26 protein-coding genes are annotated in these 18,549 nt (G+C 68.1%); 23 read left to right on the top strand and 3 right to left on the bottom strand.

All coding sequences use genetic code 11. The features are described 5' to 3' along the window. Positions 1 to 290: 290 nt before the first annotated feature. Both ACFVIV_RS33515 and ACFVIV_RS33510 read left to right on the top strand, forming a co-directional pair. A complete protein-coding gene (locus ACFVIV_RS33515; protein WP_379203377.1) occupies positions 291 to 911 on the top strand; it encodes a hypothetical protein in 621 nt (206 codons plus the stop codon). Positions 912 to 940: 29 nt separating this feature from the next. After that, positions 941 to 2,686 (top strand): hypothetical protein, encoded by a 1,746-nt coding sequence (locus ACFVIV_RS33510; protein WP_379203376.1) that lies wholly within the window; start codon positions 941 to 943, stop codon positions 2,684 to 2,686. 160 nt (positions 2,687 to 2,846) lie between these two features. On the opposite strand, the gene ACFVIV_RS33505 is transcribed toward ACFVIV_RS33510, so the two are convergent. The 3 genes from ACFVIV_RS33505 to ACFVIV_RS33495 all read right to left on the bottom strand — a co-directional run bounded on the left by ACFVIV_RS33505 (position 2,847) and on the right by ACFVIV_RS33495 (position 5,990). Continuing rightward, complete coding sequence (locus ACFVIV_RS33505) at positions 2,847 to 4,886, bottom strand: FtsK/SpoIIIE domain-containing protein (RefSeq protein WP_379203374.1); 2,040 nt, start codon at positions 4,884 to 4,886, stop codon at positions 2,847 to 2,849. After that, positions 4,865 to 5,653: a hypothetical protein gene (locus ACFVIV_RS33500; protein WP_379203372.1), complete on the bottom strand. Its 789-nt coding sequence runs from the start codon at positions 5,651 to 5,653 to the stop codon at positions 4,865 to 4,867. Before ACFVIV_RS33500 ends, ACFVIV_RS33505 begins: the two co-directional genes overlap by 22 nt. 112 nt (positions 5,654 to 5,765) lie before the next feature. Then, complete coding sequence (locus ACFVIV_RS33495) at positions 5,766 to 5,990, bottom strand: hypothetical protein (protein WP_379203371.1); 225 nt, start codon at positions 5,988 to 5,990, stop codon at positions 5,766 to 5,768. 157 nt (positions 5,991 to 6,147) lie between these two features. On the opposite strand from ACFVIV_RS33495, the gene ACFVIV_RS33490 reads away from it, so the two are divergent. The 21 genes from ACFVIV_RS33490 (at position 6,148) to ACFVIV_RS33390 (ending at position 18,496) form a co-directional block, all read left to right on the top strand. After that, positions 6,148 to 6,495 carry a hypothetical protein gene (locus tag ACFVIV_RS33490; RefSeq protein WP_379203369.1) on the top strand — a complete coding sequence of 116 codons (348 nt, stop codon included), beginning with the start codon at positions 6,148 to 6,150 and terminating at the stop codon, positions 6,493 to 6,495. Continuing rightward, positions 6,492 to 6,734, top strand: coding sequence for a hypothetical protein (locus tag ACFVIV_RS33485; protein WP_379203367.1), 243 nt, complete (start codon positions 6,492 to 6,494; stop codon positions 6,732 to 6,734). The genes ACFVIV_RS33490 and ACFVIV_RS33485 overlap by 4 nt, the downstream gene beginning before the upstream one ends. 187 nt (positions 6,735 to 6,921) lie before the next feature. Continuing rightward, complete coding sequence (locus tag ACFVIV_RS33480; protein ID WP_379203365.1) at positions 6,922 to 7,236, top strand: hypothetical protein; 315 nt, start codon at positions 6,922 to 6,924, stop codon at positions 7,234 to 7,236. Between the two features lie 75 nt (positions 7,237 to 7,311). After that, complete coding sequence (locus ACFVIV_RS33475) at positions 7,312 to 7,686, top strand: hypothetical protein (protein WP_379203363.1); 375 nt, start codon at positions 7,312 to 7,314, stop codon at positions 7,684 to 7,686. Further along, complete coding sequence (locus tag ACFVIV_RS33470; RefSeq protein WP_379203361.1) at positions 7,683 to 7,943, top strand: hypothetical protein; 261 nt, start codon at positions 7,683 to 7,685, stop codon at positions 7,941 to 7,943. Before ACFVIV_RS33475 ends, ACFVIV_RS33470 begins: the two co-directional genes overlap by 4 nt. 70 nt (positions 7,944 to 8,013) lie before the next feature. Further along, positions 8,014 to 8,325, top strand: a complete 312-nt coding sequence (locus ACFVIV_RS33465; protein WP_379203359.1) for a hypothetical protein — start codon at positions 8,014 to 8,016, stop codon at positions 8,323 to 8,325. 14 nt (positions 8,326 to 8,339) lie between these two features. Further along, complete coding sequence (locus ACFVIV_RS33460) at positions 8,340 to 8,657, top strand: hypothetical protein (protein WP_379203357.1); 318 nt, start codon at positions 8,340 to 8,342, stop codon at positions 8,655 to 8,657. Between the two features lie 3 nt (positions 8,658 to 8,660). Beyond that, positions 8,661 to 8,870, top strand: a complete 210-nt coding sequence (locus ACFVIV_RS33455; RefSeq protein WP_379203355.1) for a hypothetical protein — start codon at positions 8,661 to 8,663, stop codon at positions 8,868 to 8,870. Beyond that, complete coding sequence (locus tag ACFVIV_RS33450; RefSeq protein WP_379203353.1) at positions 8,867 to 9,115, top strand: hypothetical protein; 249 nt, start codon at positions 8,867 to 8,869, stop codon at positions 9,113 to 9,115. The genes ACFVIV_RS33455 and ACFVIV_RS33450 overlap by 4 nt, the downstream gene beginning before the upstream one ends. Positions 9,116 to 9,152: 37 nt before the next feature. Then, positions 9,153 to 9,347, top strand: coding sequence for a hypothetical protein (locus ACFVIV_RS33445; protein WP_379203351.1), 195 nt, complete (start codon positions 9,153 to 9,155; stop codon positions 9,345 to 9,347). Continuing rightward, positions 9,344 to 9,484, top strand: a complete 141-nt coding sequence (locus ACFVIV_RS33440) for a hypothetical protein (RefSeq protein ID WP_379203349.1) — start codon at positions 9,344 to 9,346, stop codon at positions 9,482 to 9,484. Before ACFVIV_RS33445 ends, ACFVIV_RS33440 begins: the two co-directional genes overlap by 4 nt. A 7-nt stretch (positions 9,485 to 9,491) precedes the next feature. Beyond that, positions 9,492 to 9,878, top strand: a complete 387-nt coding sequence (locus ACFVIV_RS33435) for a hypothetical protein (protein WP_379203347.1) — start codon at positions 9,492 to 9,494, stop codon at positions 9,876 to 9,878. Beyond that, positions 9,871 to 10,764, top strand: coding sequence for a DUF6551 family protein (locus ACFVIV_RS33430; protein ID WP_379203345.1), 894 nt, complete (start codon positions 9,871 to 9,873; stop codon positions 10,762 to 10,764). The genes ACFVIV_RS33435 and ACFVIV_RS33430 overlap by 8 nt, the downstream gene beginning before the upstream one ends. Before the next feature lie 28 nt (positions 10,765 to 10,792). After that, positions 10,793 to 11,722, top strand: a complete 930-nt coding sequence (locus ACFVIV_RS33425) for a hypothetical protein (protein ID WP_379203343.1) — start codon at positions 10,793 to 10,795, stop codon at positions 11,720 to 11,722. A gap of 376 nt (positions 11,723 to 12,098) precedes the next feature. Continuing rightward, on the top strand, positions 12,099 to 12,323 hold the full coding sequence (locus ACFVIV_RS33420; protein WP_379203341.1) for a hypothetical protein: 225 nt from the start codon (positions 12,099 to 12,101) through the stop codon (positions 12,321 to 12,323). After that, positions 12,320 to 13,552, top strand: a complete 1,233-nt coding sequence (locus ACFVIV_RS33415) for a helix-turn-helix domain-containing protein (RefSeq protein ID WP_379203339.1) — start codon at positions 12,320 to 12,322, stop codon at positions 13,550 to 13,552. Before ACFVIV_RS33420 ends, ACFVIV_RS33415 begins: the two co-directional genes overlap by 4 nt. Positions 13,553 to 13,556: 4 nt before the next feature. Next, entirely contained in the window at positions 13,557 to 14,201 is a 645-nt protein-coding gene (locus ACFVIV_RS33410) for a hypothetical protein (protein ID WP_379203337.1), read from the top strand. After that, entirely contained in the window at positions 14,192 to 14,644 is a 453-nt protein-coding gene (locus tag ACFVIV_RS33405) for a hypothetical protein (protein ID WP_379203335.1), read from the top strand. The genes ACFVIV_RS33410 and ACFVIV_RS33405 overlap by 10 nt, the downstream gene beginning before the upstream one ends. 165 nt (positions 14,645 to 14,809) lie before the next feature. Continuing rightward, positions 14,810 to 16,057, top strand: coding sequence for a hypothetical protein (locus tag ACFVIV_RS33400; RefSeq protein ID WP_379203333.1), 1,248 nt, complete (start codon positions 14,810 to 14,812; stop codon positions 16,055 to 16,057). 844 nt (positions 16,058 to 16,901) lie between these two features. After that, complete coding sequence (locus ACFVIV_RS33395; protein ID WP_379203331.1) at positions 16,902 to 17,618, top strand: ParA family protein; 717 nt, start codon at positions 16,902 to 16,904, stop codon at positions 17,616 to 17,618. Next, positions 17,618 to 18,496, top strand: a complete 879-nt coding sequence (locus tag ACFVIV_RS33390) for a ParB/RepB/Spo0J family partition protein (RefSeq protein WP_379203329.1) — start codon at positions 17,618 to 17,620, stop codon at positions 18,494 to 18,496. Before ACFVIV_RS33395 ends, ACFVIV_RS33390 begins: the two co-directional genes overlap by 1 nt. The last annotated feature ends 53 nt before the right edge of the window (positions 18,497 to 18,549 follow it).

The following is an 18,549-nucleotide window of genomic DNA, read 5'->3' as shown; positions in this document are numbered from 1 at the left end:
GAAATATATTTCTCTTGCGTTTCGTATCCCCCCTACGGGGGGAATGGTTGACAGGGGGTAATAATTGTGCTGGTGGGATTCGGGTTGTCATGGCGGCCACCCTACCACATTGGGGGGATTCGGTCCATTTCCCCCGTGTGACCTGGGGCTTTGGCTTCGGCTCGTCGTTTCATGTCTCTAGTCTACAGCTATTACCCCCACTGCTGCAAGTCATTTCCCCCTTTTTTTTGCCATTCTTCCCCTCCAATGTGTGGTGGTAATAGTGATTGGGGGGTATAGTTAAGGGGGTAATGATGATTTCCCCCTTCGGGGTGAATGGGAGTCACTGGGAGGACATGATGAAAGCCTCGACAGCGATCCGGCGCACCGGCCGAGGTGACGCCGGTCCTCTCTTCGGGCTGGCCGTACTGCTCGCGCTGCCCCTGCTCCTCGGGGTCCCCACCGTCGCCTACACCAGCACCCACAATCCGGTGGCCCCCGTCGTCGCGGTGGCCGTCCTGGTGGCCGCCGGTGCCGGCTTCTGGCGCCACGCCGTCGGTGAGGCTCGCCGGCGCGAAGAGGCCCAGGCCGCCGCCGCGAAGGCCCGCGCCGAGGCTGAATGGGCGCAGTTCCTGGATGGCTTCCCGGCCGCCGCGCGCGGCGTGGTCGCGCGGCTGTACGTCGATGCCGAGCGCGCTGCCGCCTTCGCCGAGGTCGGTCTGGCCCCGGCGCCGATCGCTACCGGTCGCGGCGGGGACTGCGGGATCTGGCGCACCGAGTGCGGTGTGGCTGTGCGCCTGCTGGGCATCGACGCCGAGGCGTTCGCCAGGGCCTCGGTCGTGCTGGCCGACGCGCTGGGCGTGGCATCCGTGAGCGTGCGCCGTACGCGCCGTCGCGACGGCGCGTACGAACTGCACCTGACCACCTACTGAAAAGCTGACTTCGAGCGAGGGAGACGACGATGGAACTGGAGCTGCCGGCGTGGGTGGCCGAGACGCAGAACGGCCGGCCCCGCGTGCCGATCGGTGAGGTGGTGTCCTGGTGCCGGTGGCCGGTGAAGGTGAACACTGTCACTGCCGGGCGCAACGACACGCTGGCCTCCATCGCGGCCGAGGCCTACCCGATGTACTGCCTGGCGTGCTGGGGCGCCTATCGGGCCGCGGTTGCCGAGGCCGAGGCGGCGGGCCGGGACGCGGCGGAGGTTCCCGTGCCGGTAGCGCATCGCATCGACGCGCTGACCGAGGACCCGGATCCGGGCTCGCGCGCGCTGGAGGGTGTGGCGTGCCCGGTGTGCGGCACGGTGGGGCTGTGGCCGCCGAATCGGCCGATCAAGGAGCTGCACTGGGCCAACAAGCCGCTGTGGAAGATCTACGGCGCCGATATGCCGCTGCCCGAGGGTGAAGTGGTGTACGTGCCCGAACTGCACGGGCACGAGGTGGTGCAGCGCGCGAACAACGGCGCGCAGCCGACCTACTGCAACCAGACCCCGGGCGGGGTGCCCTCGCATATCTCGGACAAGGCGGACCGGCCGCGTGAGCGGGAGCTGGCCAACGCGCACGCGCTCGTACCGCCGCGGCCGGTGGATCTGGACGCGCTGGCCGAGGCGCCGGTGGTCGACGTGCCCGAGGGTGCCGAGGCCGCCGAGGCGGCGGTGGTCGTAGACCGGTCCAGCAGCCCCGTGGAGGCGCCGGCGGTCGCGGATGGACGCTCGGACCGGGAGGCCGCTGTCGAGGCCGCCTCGGCTGCGCTGGCGGCTGAACTCGCGGCGCCGGAGACTCCGGCGGTGAGCGGAGATGAGGCGCTGGATGCGGTGCGGGCCGAGCTGGCGGCGGCGGCGCAGCTGCTGGGGGATTCCGCGAAGCGGGTCACCCGTGCGGTGGGGGCGTTCGACCAGTTGGTGGAGGCGCTGATCCGGGAGCGCGCCGACCTTCAGGACCGCTGCGCGACGGCGGAAGCGGCGGCGGAGACCGCGCGCGCCGAGTTGGAGAAGGTCACTCGGGAGTCCGATGCGCGGGTGGCTGCCGCCGAGAGCCGGGCCGAGGAGGCGAAGCGGGAGCAGCTGCGGGCCGAGGGCCTGGCGACGTTCCTGGAGAACCAGCTGGAGGAGGCCCAGAACGGTGAGATCCAGCAGGCGGTGGCGGCGGCCATGGATCGGCTCGGGCGGCGCAGTGCCGGCGGTGGGGAGCGGCTGAGCACGCCGCAGCGGAACATGATCGTCCAGATTGGTGACGGTCGGCTGCGGGTGGCGCGGGCCGTGGACGCGCAGGCCTGGCATATCGACGGCAAGCCGGCGGTGGACGGTCCGGTCAAGACGCTGGATTCGCTGCTGCGGCGCAAGTTCATCGCTTGGGGTGATCCGGATGCCGACGGACTCGCGCCGGTGTCGCTGATCGGTGTGGGCGCGACGGTCTACAGCGCGCGTACCGGCCGGGTGCTGCCCGAGCCGGCGGCGGCCGCGGAACGGGCGGCAGCGGCTGAATCAGAGGGTGCTGCGGCTGGCGGGTGGGAGCCGTCGGAGCAGGTGGTGACGGACATGCTGAAGCGGGTGGGCTATGGGCACATCACCCGGGGCGGGGACGGTATGTGGCTGATCGGGAACGTGACAGCGACGCGGCCCGCCGCGCGGACGCTGGACTGGATGCTGGGGCGGGAGCTGATCGAGATAGGCGCCGGTGATCCGGCGCCGGTGGTGGCGATCGGATTCTGAGGAAGTGTGCGGATCGGCCCCTCGCCGTGGATGGCGAGGGGCCGATTTTTGGTGTGCATCATGCGCCTGGGGAACAGCATCGCGGTGCCGGTTTCGTACCGTCGGCGCCGGGTTGCGTATCGCTGGCGAAACGGAACGTCGAACGTTTCGTTTCTCCTGCTCAGATGGCCTTTTCTTCCCCTGGCTCGATGTTGTCTCCGGGCTTCTTTTTGGGGTTGAGTTGGCGCCAGTGCTTCAGCTTGTGCTTGTTCGAGCAGTACTTGCCGGGCCTTCCGGTGTGTGGCTTCTCCACCGGTTCGTCGCACTCGGGCAGCAGGCAGATCACCACGTCCTCATCGAGGTCCGTGATGTCCTCGGCTGCGGTGGTGTCGGTTTCGGTGTCGAAGTCGTCGGTGCCCATCGGGGGGCGCTTGGCGCCGCGCGCTTCGATGATCTGGTCCCCAATGTCGTAGCAGGCCTTGGCCGCCAGGTAGTCCACGCGCATGCGCACCGGCCGCTCGTGGGAGGCCAGGCGGGCGATGGCCACGCCTTGGGCCATGGGGCGTTCGGAGTTGGCGGCCATCGCGGCGAAGGTCGGCAGGCCGGGCAGCACGTGGTCGAAGTCGTGGCGCGACTGCACGCGGTGGCACAAGATGTCGGACAGGTTGACCTTGACCGTGCCGGGCAGGTTGTCCACGTTCATCTTCTGATCGGCGATGTTGAGCCGGCCGCCGAACTTGGCCACCTGCTTGGCGACCTTGGCCAGTTTGCGCTTGTAGTCCAGCGTGTCGTAGTGGCTGTTCTCGTCGATGAAGATGTTCCACAGCGGCAGCTGCGGGGAGAACCGGGTGATGGCGGCCTCGCGCATGGCCGGGAACATCTTCTTGCGGGCGTACATCGCTTTCAGCACGATGTCGAACACCTTGATGGCGTCCTCGGGGTCCTCGGAGTCGCACACGTAGTCCGCGCATTCCCAGAACGGCGCGACGGTCGCCCCGTTGGGGTCGATGATCACGGTGACGGTGTCCCGCATGAGCAGCGAGTACGCGATCATCGTGTTGAAGGTGACGGACTTGCCCGAGCGGGTGGCGCCCTGGATCGCGCGGTGCACGTCGCGCGCGAAGTTCAACGTCATGCGGTCGCCGTACTCGGATTGGCCGAGGCGGAAATCGTCGTGGCACGACAGCGAGCCGACGGGCACCAGCAGCTCGTACTTGGTGCGGGTTTCGCCGTTCAGGCTCTTGATCTGTACCTGTTTGACCAGCTCGGAGGTGGCGACTTCGGCGATCGGGTCGAACACGCGCAGTTCCAGCAGGGCCTTGTTGCCGTCGGATTCGATCAGCTGGACCGCGGGCACGTCGAGTGCGGATGCCAGGTTCTTGGATTTCTTCTCGTCCTCGAGGTCGTGGGGTGACCAGCCGTCGGGCATGCGCAGCCGCAGGCGTACGCCCACGTCGTTCTGGGTGATCCCGTCATCGTTCTTGGTGGGGTCGGCGGGGTCGGTGTGGGGCACCAGGGTGGGGACGGACGCGGGTTCGTGGGCGCTGGGTTTGCGGCCCAGTTTCAGTTCCGCCCACAGGTCGGCCGCGTCCCAGGGGTCGCGCAGGCGGGTCAGGGCGATGTGCACGCGCTCGGGGTATTTCTTCAGCGTCTGCGGGTCGATCCTCGGGGCCTCGGCGCGGATCTCGAGCACCAGCTGGTTGCCGTCGGCCGCGATCACGCGCACGCCGCGCACGTCCATCGCCGAGGCGATATCGCCGGCCTTGTTGACCAGGTCCTGCGGGGACCAGCCTTCGGGCACCTGGAGCCGGACCCGCGCGTCGCCGGAGCGCAGATCCCGCCAAATGCCGTCGTCGGGCGGGTCGGCCTGGTCGGAGGGCAGCAGGACCGGCCAGGCGCCCAGGTCCCCGTCGCGGGGTTCGCGGCCAAGTTTGAGGGAGGTCCACAGCTGGCAGGCCTGCCAGTCGTCGGTCAGGCGTGCCAGGGCCGGGCGCAGCCGCGGGTGGAATTCGGCGAAGCGTTCGCGCTGGGTGGTTTCGCGGGTGGTGATGGCGCGCGCGTCGGCGGCGGCGGCGCGGCCCTTCATCCAGAGGGCGCCGACCGCGATGACCGTCACCACTCCGGCGCCGGCCACGGTTGCCCCGACCCACCCGGGCAGGCTGGCGGCCTGATGCGTCTCGGGTGCGGCCAGGAGCATGGTCAGGCCATCGCGGTAGGCCATTGGACACACCACCTCACTCGCGTTCCGAACTTCCAGCGTCGTCGTCCAAGACCATCTTCGATCCGCACCATCCCGAACTGCCACATCAGCGCGGAAATGCGCACGATCTTGGTCTGATAGTCGCCCTCGGGCGGACCCAGGGTCAGGTACCGCTCGGGCTGTAGCAGGCCGCTGCGGCCGGGCGGCAGCGCCTTCTGGACGGGCGCGTTGCCGCGCGTGAACACCAGGCCGATGTGGTCGTGACGCTTCTTCGGGTTGTCCACCAACTTCACGTGGCCGGAGGTGGCGCCGAAAGCGATGGCCAGCGACGGCGCGACCTCGGACCAGTCCGCGGGCTTGTGGTGGGACAGCATCTCCACCGTCAGCTCATCGGTGCCGTCAGCGGTGACGACCTTGCGCAGCTTGGGCACCAGGACCCCACCGCCGGCCTTCTTGTCGGCCAGGCCGTGCTTGATCATCGCGGCCGCCCAGCGGCTGCGGTAGTGCAGGCGGATCCGGACCAGGGCCAGGAGCAGGGAGCGGGCCGAGCGGGCGCACAACACCAGGGCGCTGAGCAGGGCCAGGGCGCCGGCGCCACAGAATGCGATGGTCGGGGCCAGGACCTTGAATTCCGCCACGAAGCTCTCCCACCAGGCGATCATGCGGTCGATCGACAGATTCCCGGAGGTGGCCGCCAGGCCTCCGCAGACCAGCAGCAGGAAGCCCAGCCCCTGGGCGATGCCCTTGACCCATTCGGCGGATTCGAGCTGTACCTGTTTGCGGCTCATCGCGCACCGCCCAGGTAGCGGGTGATCACGTAGCCGCAGAAATGGTTCCGCGTGAGGACGGCGGCCGCGGAGGTGCCGGCGGAGATGACGAGCTGGCTACCACCCAGCTCGGCTACTCCGGCAGCAGCAGTCCCTGTTCCTGGAGCTTGGAACGCACGTCGTCCAGTTGCACGCTGCCCGACAGCCAGCCTTGCACCAGCAGCTCCACCACGCCCTGCCAGTTCTCCTCGTCCTGAGCGAGCTTGATCCGCACCTGTTTCCAGCGCTGATCGTCCAGACGGACTTTGCGCTGCGGCCAGGTGTTTCGGGGCGATTCGGGCGTGGTCACAGGGACCATGGTCGCATGTTGCCTCGGTAACAGCCGCTTTTGACCGGCCAGAAGCCGCTCTGCCATGTGGGTTCTCATTGCCTTCCATTCCTGCCTCCTCGGGTCTACCATCGGATCCCATGGTACCATGGCATCTAGGGATCATGGCACCACAAGAGGAGGGCCGGTGACCGCAACGAGGACACGGCCCACCGAAACCCACATCCCCATCGAGAACCAGACCGACCCGATCCCGTATCGGCTGGCAGAGGAGGAATCCGCAATGAACGCATCCAAAGGTTGGGCCATCCGGTTGCCCAAGGACGGCCCGAACGGAGAGCCGCGATTGTGGCGCGAACCGGTCCACATCGCCGAGGCCCCGCACAGCACCAAACCCGACGTGTGGCCGACCAAGGCCCGCGCCCAGGAGGCACTGGACAACCTGATCGAGGCCGTCAACGACCTGTACGCCCCGGAGGACTACCAGCCGCGCCTGGTGGAGTGGAGCGAGGATCTCCAGGCGGTGACCCGATGAACACGGTCACCACCGATAAGGGCACCGTCACCGTGGGCGACCAGTTCCGCGACAACCGTGTCTCCAACATCCGCACGCTGGAGGTTCGGGGATTCCTGGAGGACGGGCGCGCGGAATGCACCGTGATCCGCCAGGAGTACCAGGGCGAAATCACCCACCCGAACCGGCGCACGCCGATGACGGTGGAGCGCCTGCTCAGCCGCAGTTTCGTCCGCGTCGACGCCGAGGCGGTGGCGTGATGAGCAGGCTGAGCGCATTTCTGGAGCAGTCCCGACTCTGCCCTCTCGGAATCCATGTCTGGAAGGACGAGTGGCGGGAGTCGGAGTGGTGGGGTCCGCAGTGGGAGCGGCAGGTTCGGCAGGTACGTAGCTGCAAGTACTGCTGTGCACTAGACGTTCGTGATGCGACGGCCGAGAAGGCGGTGGCGTGATGTCGCTGATGTCGCTGCTCCGCCGCAAGCCCAAGCCCCAGCCCATTCAGCAGGTGCGCCGGACGCTGGGTTTTCACGTCCTGACCGGTGAATGGCGTGTGGATCCGTGGGACTGCCGCGATCCGGAGGCGTTGACCATGGCCGAGGCGCTGACCGTCCATCGCACCCACGGCCCCGGCAAGTGCGCGACCCCGGACTGCCGGATCTTCCGCACCGCGCGCCAGAAGCTGGCCAGCCAGATCGACCAGGAGACGCAGCCGCTGAAAACGGTGGATCTGCCCACCGTGACCTTCGCCCCGTACAAGGGCTGATTCCACCCCTTGGGAGGACCCGAGGCGGGTGGTAGCCGCCTCGGATCCTCCCCCAATTTCCCACAGGAGGCTCCGATGCCCAACTTGATCACTTTGGGAATGCAGACCGCCTACCACGACACCGTTCTGATGCGCGGGGAGAAGGTCACCGAGCACTTCGCCATCGCCCCCGCACTGACCGATATCCAGCACACCCCGGTCGGACTGGCGGGCGGGATGCGCCTGGTCCACCTGCCGACCGGCCTGGTGATGACCTCCGGCGATTTCCCGGTCGAGAAGCTGCGGGAGCTGGCGGCCGCGCTGGAAGACCTGCCGCTGCGCTGGGATGTCCTCGGGCTCTACAGCATCGAGCAGGCCCGGCTGTTCTGGACCACCTATGCCCGGGTGCTGGGCGAATCCTTCGGCCACATGGTGTTTTCGCCGCTCAACCACGGTGGTGAGCAGCGATGACCGGCGCGGATGTGTCCTGGCGGCGGCTGCTGGCCGAGGCCCTCGGCCCGGAGTTCCTCCGGACCCACATCCAGGACCTGGTGCCCTCGCACATGCGGTGCGCCTACTCCGGGCCGCTGACCACCGAGCAGGCCCACGAGGTGATGCAGGTGCATCTGACCTGCACCGCCGACACCTGCCGGATCAAGCACACCGCCGTCGCGACGCTGGCCGAGGCCAAGCACCTGGTGCCCGATTCCGGACGCCAGCACCACTGAAACGACTGGGGGACCAGGCATCTCATCCATGCCTGGTCCCGCCGTCAAGGATCACCGAAAGGGACACAGAATGCCAACACGCAAAAAGCGCGATTTGGGGCCGCGGATCACCGGCGGCGCCACCGAGCTGGCCGCCACCGTATCCGCCCTGGCCGTGGACGCGACCGCCGGCGGCCGCGCCGACTTCGCGGCGATGCGCACCTGCGCCGAACACGCCAGCGAACTGGCCGCGGACCTGGTCGTATCGCTGTCGATCCAGACCACCGAGGGCGCGGCCGCCGCCGGCGGGCACACCCCCGCCGACCCGCAGCTGGTGGGCGATGCCATCCGCACCGCCGTGCTGGCGGACATGCGGGCACGGGTCGGGGGTGAGCGGTCGTGATCATGATTCCGCCGATGGCCGAGTCCCAGCTCGTCAACGCCCTGGTGGAGCTGGGCCGCACGCTGGCCGCGCTGGAGGGCCGCACCCGCACCGCGCTGGCGGGGATCTCCGATCCCGAGACCCTGTACTGGAAGCTCATCGCGGTCGACCAGGCCGCCACCGACCTGGCCAAGGCCGCCGACCAGGCCCGCCTGTCGCTGCTGGATACCGGCGACTTCGCCCTGGACGCGGCCCGCCTCGTGGCCCGGGTCCAGGCGGCGGTGCCCGAGGTGGTGCGCTCCCGTATCGGCGCGGCGGATCCGGATGCGGTTCCGCCCGATCCCGGGGAGTAGGCCGTGCACCGATTGCAGCGACGCGTCTTACGCCAGGTCAGGAAGGCGGCGCGGGCCAATCCGCTGCTGGCGCTCCTGATCGCCGCCGGTGTCGCGGCCGCGGGGGTGAGCCTGGTCTACGCGCTGACCTTCGCCCCGCGGCCGCCGGTCGCGCCCGTGCCACCGCCTCCGCCGCCGGGGTCCTGCCAGTTCTTCTGTGAGAGCCCGGCATGACCGGCATCGATCCCGATCCCGCCGAGGACTGGCTGGTCATCCTGACCGGCCCGGTGGGCAACACCTACGTCCGGATGCCGCTCACCGCCACCGAGGTGGCGGTGCTGCGGGACCTCGTATGGGAAGCCGCGGCCCTCGCTGGCAGCGACACCCTGCCCGGCATCCGGATCACGCCCTGGGCCGAGGTCACCGACACCCAACGCCGGCGCTACGCCCAACAGCGCCGGCACCAGGCCTCGGCCTGACCCCATCACTTCATCGCTCCGAGAGGGAGATATCCCCATGTCACACAACATCTCTTCGCGCCGCTTTCACGCCGCGACCCTCCACCCGCCACGGCCGGCGCAGGTGCCCACGGCTGCCGTGCAGCGGGTCTACCCCGCTGGCCCGATCGTGGCGCTGACCGCCGTGGTCACCTCGGCCGGATTCGTCGCCGGATTCCTCATCGGCTGGCAGAAGCGCGAGGAGTGGGCATGACCAGCCTCGATGCCATCCGTGCCGCCGAGAACATCGCCCAGTGCGCCTGCCCGTGCCACGACGGACTCGAGCACTGCGACCACTGCTGTCAGCAACAGCTGTGCGACGACTGCCTGACCTACGCAATGGAGGGATGAACCCATCATGACCAGCACGAACGAACCCCCGGACACCCGCACCCCGGTGCAGATCCATCACAAGGTCCACGGCATGGTCACCGTGCCCGGCGATATCGTGGCCGAGCACTTCGCCATCGTCCCCGAGCTGGACAGCGACGGCGCTCCGGCCTTGTTCGGACTGCAACTGATCCATATCCCCACCGGCGCCTGGGTGCCCGTGGACGAATTCCCCCACCTGCACCGCGATGAGTTGCGATTGCTGGCCGAGAAGCTGACCAGCCTGCCGATCGACTGGGCCACCGCCATCCCCGGCAGCTGGCGCTCCGAGCAGCTGAGCCTGATCCACGGCGCGCTCGAGGAGTGGGAGACCGCGAAAGCGGCCGCGCTTCGTGAGGTGGTGGGCGATGCCTGACACCTGCTACGCCGAACCGCCCCAGCTCACGGCCGGGATGCCCGAGACGCCGACGGCGGTCGAGCCCGAGGAACCGTATGTGGCGGCGGTGTCGGTGCGCGAGATTTTCGCCGATCCGGCCTACCAGCGGGATCTGGATCTGCCGCGGGCCCAGCACATGGCCGAGCACTGGAATGTGCGCCTGGTGGGCGTGATCGAACTGTCCGACCGGGGCGAAGGCGCGCAGCCGGACCGGTACGCGGTGATCAACGGGCAGCACCGCGTGGAAGCGGCCCGGCTGTGTGACCGCGATATGCACCTGGTCGCCAAGGTCCACACCGGGCTGAGCCTCGCGCAGGAGGCGCAGCTGTTCCACGAGATCGACGCCAACACCCGGCGCCTGACCACGTGGGACCGGTGGAAGGCCCGCCGCGCCGCCGGTGACCCGGTGGTGTCCGCCATCGAGGCCGTGGTGGTAGCGGCCGGGATGCGCGTGGACATGGCACCGGTCAACGGCAATATCCGCTGCACCTCCACCCTCGAGCGGGTCTACAAGCTCGGTGGAGGCGGCAGGGGCCTGCTGTTGGAGAACACGCTGACCTTCATCGCCGAGGTGTGGGGCAAGCGCCTGGACTCCGTCGACGCGCCGCTGGTGCTGGGTGTCGCGCTGCTGCTGCACAGCTACGACGACGTGCTGGACCACGAGAAGCTGGGCGACGTCCTGGAGGCGATCGCGCCCCGCCAGATCAAGGCCCGCGCCGAGGCTCTGCGCGAGACCGAGAACGGCCAGACCGGCCGCCTGGCCGCCCTGGTGATGATCGGCGCCTACAACAGCGCCCGCGGCACCAAGAAACTGCCGCGCGCCCAGCTCGGCAAACCCGCCCCCACCCCCAAACCCGCCCCCTGAACCCACCGATATCCGGAAGGGAAAACCCATGCACCGCAACAACATCAAGCCCATCGCGATCGGTGTGGGCGCCGGCGCGGCCACCATCGGCGCGCTGATCGCGTGGTTCGAGCTGGACCCGCCGCAGCGGGTGCGCGAAGCCGTCGAATGGCTGCGGCTGAGCCCGGCCGAGCGCGCCGAATGGAAGCACGCGAAGGCCCAGGAGGCCGCCCGTTCCGCCAAGTTTCTGCGTGAGCACGAGGAACGCAAGGCCGCGCTGCGCGCCAAGTTCGATCCCGCCATCCTGACCACGGCCGCGGCCGGCACCGCCCTCGAGGAGCTCACGGTGCCCGAGCTGCTGGCCGAGATCGATGCCGCCCAGGCCGCCAAGAAATCCGCCTGGGCCGCCGGATGGACCGAGGAGACCTCCAAGGCCCGCACCGCGTGGGACGACCAGTTGGGCGCGCTGCGGGAGGAGTTCGACCGGCGCCGCTGGGGCCGCAACCGGCTCGAGGTGTCGCTGTTCGACCAGGCCCGCCTGGGCATGGCCTGGGACTGGGTCCACGACCGCGACCGCGAAATGCCGGAGCTGTCCCACTGGACCCCGCCACGGCCCGTTCTCCCAGTACGGCCCGCCATCCAGGAGCCCGCCGCCGCGGCCGCGCCGGCGCAGCGCGATATCCCCATCCCGGAGCGGGCCGGGCGGTGCTGCGGCAAACCCATGCGGGTCATCCCCGCCAATGGCCGCTACGGCGCGGACTGGCTGATGTACTGCGAGCCCGACGAAGGATGCGGCCACAACGAGCCCTACGAACCCGACGGCCCCTCAGGGGACCCGGAGGAAGGGTTCATCCCCGACCCGGACCCCTTCATCCTCTACCAGAGCCCTTTCCACAACGACCCGGAACTCCACAGCCACCTGGACCGGGAAGCGCCCCGCCCTGCCGAACCGGCCCGGGACCGGCAAGATGATTTCTGAGCCTTCCGAGGCACGAAACCCCGTCTCTCACAAGCTTTTCCGAGGGGCGGGGTTTCCGCCGGGCCTGTGGCCCCGCGTGTCATTCCGCCCGTCAGCGGCCCGGATACGGAAAGCTGACATGACGGTGGCATGTGCCGAGGAAGCAGATGCCCCCACGGACACAAAAGAAAAACCCCGTTCTCTCCCACTTTTGTTTGGCGACAAAAGAGAGAACGGGGTTTCCAGAAAAGGCAGCTTCAGTTGTGACTGCGTTCCACACACGGTGTGGAACACCACGTGCGGCTTGAGATTACAGGGCGCCACCGACAGGTGTCGATCCGACTCACCGCCGAACTGCGCAACGCGGGCTGCCACCGATCCCGAAAGGGGTGGTGACATGAACGCCGTAGTTCCTGGTCAGCGCCAACTGGTCTCCCCCACTCCCCTCTCCGAGCTGGCCGGACACTGTGATCGGACTGATACCGATCTTGCTCGGCGCGTCGCACCGCCGGCGGTGACCCCGATGAGCGCCACCTCCGGATCCCTGTGGGCCATATCGGCCGCTCCGGTCATGGACCTGGCCCTGCGTGATCATGTCGTGGCTTCGGCGGTGGCGCGATGAACTACGGGCGCATTCGCCGTGGGGACATGTCCGCTGACAACTACACCGCGGTGGCCAATGCCATCTTCCGCAGTGCCGAGCTGTCCGGGAACGCGGTGAAGATCTTCGGTCTGCTGGCCTCGCACAAGAACGGGTACGGGGTCACGGTGGATCAGATCGCGAAGCACATGAAGTGCAAGGTCGATGCCGTGCGGACGGCACTGAAAGAGCTGGAGACATTCGGGTTGCTCGTACGGACTCGTGAACGTCGGCCGGACGGCACGCTCGGGTCCGATACGGAGTACTTCATCACCGACCAGGAGTTCCTGGCCCGCGAGCGCGAACGAGAGCAAAACCGCAGGTCAGAACCTAAACGGGAAAATCCCGTCTTGGCTGTGACCAGCGGAAATGCCGAGAACTCGGAGGAACTTGGGACCGTAGCCGAGGAATTGCGCTCATCTGACAGCAAACCCGCAGGTCGGAACCAAGATGGGAAAAACCCTATTCAGGCTGATCCGGGTACTAAGAAGAACAAGAACTACAAGAAGACCAACACTCCGTCCGTCCGTCCGGAACGTAACGCGGGCGCGACGGCCGAGACCGCAGCGGACGGACGGACGGACGGAGATCCCGCCGCCATCCAGAAGACGCACACCGAGCCGATCCCGGCGCAGGCGCCGGCCCAGACCGCGCCGGAAACCGCTCTGGCCCCGGGGACCGCGGCGGCGCTGCTGGCCGAGCCCGAGGTGACCGCGCACCTGGCCCGCATCGACATGCGCCCGGAGCAGCGGCGCCGGCTCGAGACCGCCGTCGACGCCGCGTTGCTGCGGTTCTCGGCCGATCGGACCGCCCGCTACCTGCGCGAGAAGGCATGCGACGCGGAAACCGCTATGTACCTGGTCCGAGCCTTCGAGCTGTACGCCGACAGCATCGCGCTCGTTGGTGCGCCCTCCCCCACCCCTGAACGCCACCCAACCCCTCCAGCCGAGAACGTCCCCGTTTCAGCCCCCAGCGCGGCCGTAGACGCGACAGGGCCGTTCAACCGACCCACGGTGACCGCGTGGCCCGAAACGGCGGCTGTGATCGAATTTGGGGGCGATAGCGCACAACCCCCCGCCACGCCGCTGCCCGAGTCCTCGCCTGGCCGGCAGACATTCCGGGCCTACCGCGCCGCCTACCAACCCTCGGGCAAATTCGCTGCCACCAAGCCGAAGCGCCCCAAACCAGCGGTTGACCTGGTGAAAGGATGACCTGATGTCCGATCCGGCTCGGCATGCGGCAGACGCGGCGGACGCGGCCGCGACCCGGATGCACGAACTCCTCGACGCTCGGGCCCGGCTGGCCGCCGAACTCCTGGCCACCGAGCAGCAGTTCATCAGCAACGTTGCGTTGGTACACGAACTGGGAGGCCTGGACTATCGCGGCCTGATCAGCGCCTACGAGCAGGTGCGCGAATGGGGGCTGACCGGGTACTCCCGGCGCTGGCTGGAGTGGATCGAGCACGATCTCAACAACTTGCGCCGGTTCGCCAATGCCACGCCGACGACCGCAGACGGCACCTGGAGCGGCAACACCGGTTTCGAGGGCCTCGACGATTCCGTGCACCCGGCCCGCGGCATGCACACCGCGTTCGTCCTCTTCGGCGAGGGTGGCACACCGATCCACATCGGATTCACCCAGCAGTTCCGATCCAACCTCAGCCGACTTCATCACCAAGCGGGATTGCGATGGGCCTCCTGGAAAGCGTGGCCCTGCGCGAGCCGGCACGACGCCATCGAACGACGCAAACAGCTGGGCACCCAATTCCACGTGCCCAACGTGGCCGAATCCGGCTCCGACACGGTGCCCCGCACCCCCGGACCCCACGGCACGACCGAAGGACCCAAGCCATGGACGTGATCCGCTTCCCCGCCCCCACCGACGACCACATGCGTGCCCTGCACGAGTTCCTGACGGCCCGGGGATGGGCGATCGAGGACTACGGGTACCCCGAGCAGACCCCCGAACCCGAGCCCGAGTCCGGCTGGCGATACCAGGCCAGCTACCAGGGCTCAGCCATCAACCACATCCCCGATATCACGCCCGCCGCCCTGCACTGCTGGTTCAGCCTGGCCGAATCCGGCGGCGACGACACAGCTTTCGCCGTCGCCTCCGCGGGCAACTACGGCGGGTGCGACGACCACATCCAACGCGAGTGGCGATTCCCGCTCAACGAGGGCGACGAACTGCGCCTGGCCGACCTCGGCGAGCTCCTGGACGAGCTCGAGCCGCAGGCCCGCGACCTGGACCCGCGCGTCCTCATCGAATGCCGGTTCTTCGGGCCCTGCGGAGCCGGTGGCTAGCCACCCGCCCGCCGACCTTGTACAATCACGGTGGCTAGCCACCGTGATCAGGGGAAACAACCAGCGATGGCGAGCGCAACAGAGAATTCACCGCCACTCCACCCCGAGTAGCGGGCATACTCCCCCACCGACGCCGACGACAGGTTGCCGAAAGAAGGCGTGAGCATGACCATCACCGAGACCGACACCACGACCACGGCCGACGACCCGGACGGATTCGACATCCACCGCGCCGAGCTGGAGGCCGCGGCGGGCAAGGCCGAACAGGTCCGCTACGCCTGCACCCAGTTCGCCAAACCCTCCGCCGCCGGGGTCCGCGAATGGCTGGAGGCCTACGGGGTGGAGGTCGGAAAGTCCACCATCTACGACGCACTACGTGAGTACCGACGCGAGCGCGGCCTCGACGACACCGGCGAACAGCAGAAGCTGACCCCCGAGAAACTGGCCGAACTCGACGCCGCCCACCACGCCGCCCGCGCCGATTCCGAAACGACTCCGGACGCCGTTCCGGAAACCCCGGACCACGCGCCGGAAGCGTCCGGAACCTGGCCGGACACCATCGGAATCCCGTTCCCCTTCGCGCCGGAATCCGGGTTCGGACAGCATCTCCCCACCACCACCGCCACCGAATGGCCGGACACCTTCCAGACCTCCGAACAGCCGATTCCGAAGTCCGAACCCGCTTTCCGGAACTTCAGCGGAAACATTCCGGACTCCTTCCAGCCGCTTCCGGAGCCACCCCGGAAGCAGTCCGGCACCGTCGCCGGACTTGTTCCGGAAATCGCGCCCGAACCGCGGGCGACCACCGCGTCGGACACCGGTCCACAGGTCTCCGATCGCGAGTCCGGCGCCGCGCAGGACGGTCCGCCGCGGTCGAATTCCGGACAGCGCCGGGAACGCCCGCTGGTGGTGTGGCCCGTGCTGCTGATGGCCTTGTCCGCGTTCGTCGCGATCTGGTCAGGCTGGGTCGGACTCGGCGAAGCGACCGGATTCGGGGTCGTCCGCCCCTTCCCGGGGATCTCGGAGTTCGAACTCAACACCGCGATCACCCTGCCCATCGGAGTGGAGGCCTACGCCAGCTACGCCCTCTACGTGTGGCTGTCGGGCCGCGCCCGCTCCGAGGCCACCCACGAGTTCGCGAAATGGTCGGCATTCGGCAGCCTCGCCCTCGGCGCGGCCGGCCAGATCGCCTATCACCTCCTGGTCCAGTCCCAGGCCGACGAGATCAGGGACCGCCAAGCCGTCGCCGACGCCACCGCCAAGGCCGCCGGCCACGCCGCGGCCAAGGTCCACGCCATCGCGCCGTGGTGGATCACCACCTTCGTCTCGTGCCTGCCCGTGATCGTGGTGGGCATGGGCGCCGCGCTGGCCCACATGGTCCGCCGCGAACGCCACCACTCCCCCACCACATAGCCTCGCCCCGTTGGCTCGGCGGGCCCGGAACCGACTCGGTTCCGGGCCCGCCGTCGTCTGCCCGGACACCGGAATGCCGGTCCGGAATCCGGCACGCCCGGAGCCTGATCGACATCGCCCTCCGGAATTCCGGAGCGAGTCCGAGGCATCTTCCACTGTCCGGTCCGACCATTCCAGCGCCGCCGGAAAGACTCCGGACAATCGGCAACCCAGCCCGGAAGCCTGCCCGCGATCTCGCCCTCCCCTGCGCGCGCACGTGCCTCTGATCTGCGTCCGGAGCATCATTCCCAGCTCGGCCGGAATCCTCGGAATCTCTCCGGAACCTCATCGGACACCCGGTCGGGCTGCCGGTCTCAACGATGGAGCACGCCGGACCGTGACCGCGGTTCCGGGAGATGCCCGGAAAGCATTCCGAACGATTCCGGCCGATTCCGGCTACCGCCGGCCCCGCGTTCCGGAGTCCGCTGGAATCACGGACCACCGCCACCGGATTCCGACCGGAAATCATCGAGTCCGGAATCCGCATGTCGCTGCGTCGGTCGCGCGGATCGGGATTCAGCGGGCCGGTGCGGGTCCATCGTTTGTCTCCCATGGGGGACAGACGATGAGCGCCGGGGGAGTCGGGCCATCACGGATATAACCGCGGTAATACCGGCGTGGTCGGCGACCTATAACCGCGGTTATAGGTGACGGCTGCGGAGGGATGTGATCGGTTTCCCGGCCGCCACGCCGCGGGACCACTTGACGGCCTCGCTCTGTCTCCGTAGCTTCCGTCCCAGCTGCCACCACGGCGGCACTCATCCGAAGTAGCCCGACTGGGTGAAGCAAACGGAGGACAATTCCATTGGCTGATGCCGAAATTCGCGTCTTAGTGAACCAGAAGGGCGGGGTGGGGAAGTCCACCACCGGCATGAATCTCGCGGCCACCACCGCCGACACCCTGACCGGTGGCGACCCGGAAGCGGATTCACAAACCGCGCTGGTCAGCATCGACCCGCAGGGGTCGGCATTGTGGTGGGGTGCGCGCGTCCCGCAGCTCCCGTTCCATCTCGTCCAAGCGGACTATGACCGGGTCGAACTGCTCCGGGCGCTGCCGAAGTCGCCGAACATCAAGCACTTCTTCGTGGACACCCCCGGCTGGATCGGCCACAAGGGCACCGACGACGACCCGATCGCCGGGTTGCCGTTCGCGAAGGCCCTGCACACCGTGCTCGATGTCGCCACGCAGGTCATCGTCCCCATCGAACCCGAGCCGCTGGGTTTCGATCCCACGGTGCGCACCATCGAGAAGCTGATCAAGCCCCGTGGGCTGGACTTCATCGTGGTCATCAACAATTGGGATCCGCGCGACGGCAAATCCGACCTCGAACAGACCCAGAAGTTCGTGCAGGCGAACGGGTGGCCGTTGGCGAAAACCGTCATCCGCCACTACAAGCTGAACTCACGGGCACCTGCGGATGGGCAGGTGGTGACCACGTATCAGAAGACCCGGACCGGCGTCGAATGTCGGCTGGACTATTCGAGGCTGGCGCTGGAACTGAGAATCGGAGGGCGGCGGTAATGGCGGGCCGTGTAGACCTGGCGGATCTGGTCGGCGCGACCGGCGCGAACTCGGTCGTGGACGGGGACAAGGTCACTCAGGAGAAGCGGGAGAAGGCCGGCACGGCGCTGGCGGTGCCGGTGGCCGATATCGCGCGCAACCCCTACAACCCGCGCCGGCTGAATCCGGACGTGTCCGATCTGGCCTCCATTAAGGACAAACAGCTCCAGGCCGGCCGTGGCATCACCCGCGCGGCCTTCCTGGCGCTGTACCCCGACGACGCGGACAAGATCGGCAACGCCAAGTACATCGTGAACATCGGCAACCGGCGTCACCTGGCCTGTGAGGTCTACGGCCGCAAAACGATGGATCTGGTCATCGATGACGATATGGCCACCTCCCGCGCGACGCTGCGCGCCTGGGCTCTGCTCGAGAACATCGACCGAGAGGATCTGGACGTGATCGACGAAGCCGAAGCCCTACAGGCCCAGGTCAAGGACTGCGGATCGCAGTCGGCCGCGGCGAAATCGCTCGGCAAGACCCAGGCCTGGGTATCCCAGCGGCTCTCACTGCTGAAGCTCGCCCCGGAGATCCAGGACAGCGTCCGTGCCGGAGAGATCGCGATCCGTGAGGCCCGCAAACTCGCACTCGTCCCTCGCGCCGAGCAGGTCGCCCGCTGGAAGGCCGCGCTGGACAAGCAGGACAACGGCAGCACCAACCCTGAGCCGAAACCGACACGGGTGGTCGGTGCCGTGGAGATCGCCAGGGCCTTCAAGCGATGGAACGCCAAACCCGACGTGCTCGCCACCGCGCTCGTGACCCAGCTCGAACCTGCCGATATCCGTCACCTCGTGGCGACTCTGCAAGAGGAGCTCGCGGCCGCCGAGAAATCGGTATAACCGCGGTTATAGCGCCGCAGTCAAACCGAATGCCCCCATGGTCACCAGATCAT

It is taken from the genome of Nocardia sp. NPDC127526, assembly GCF_042672265.1.
In the GTDB taxonomy this organism is placed as follows: domain Bacteria; phylum Actinomycetota; class Actinomycetes; order Mycobacteriales; family Mycobacteriaceae; genus Nocardia.
This window is presented reverse-complemented; position numbering and strand designations above follow the sequence as displayed.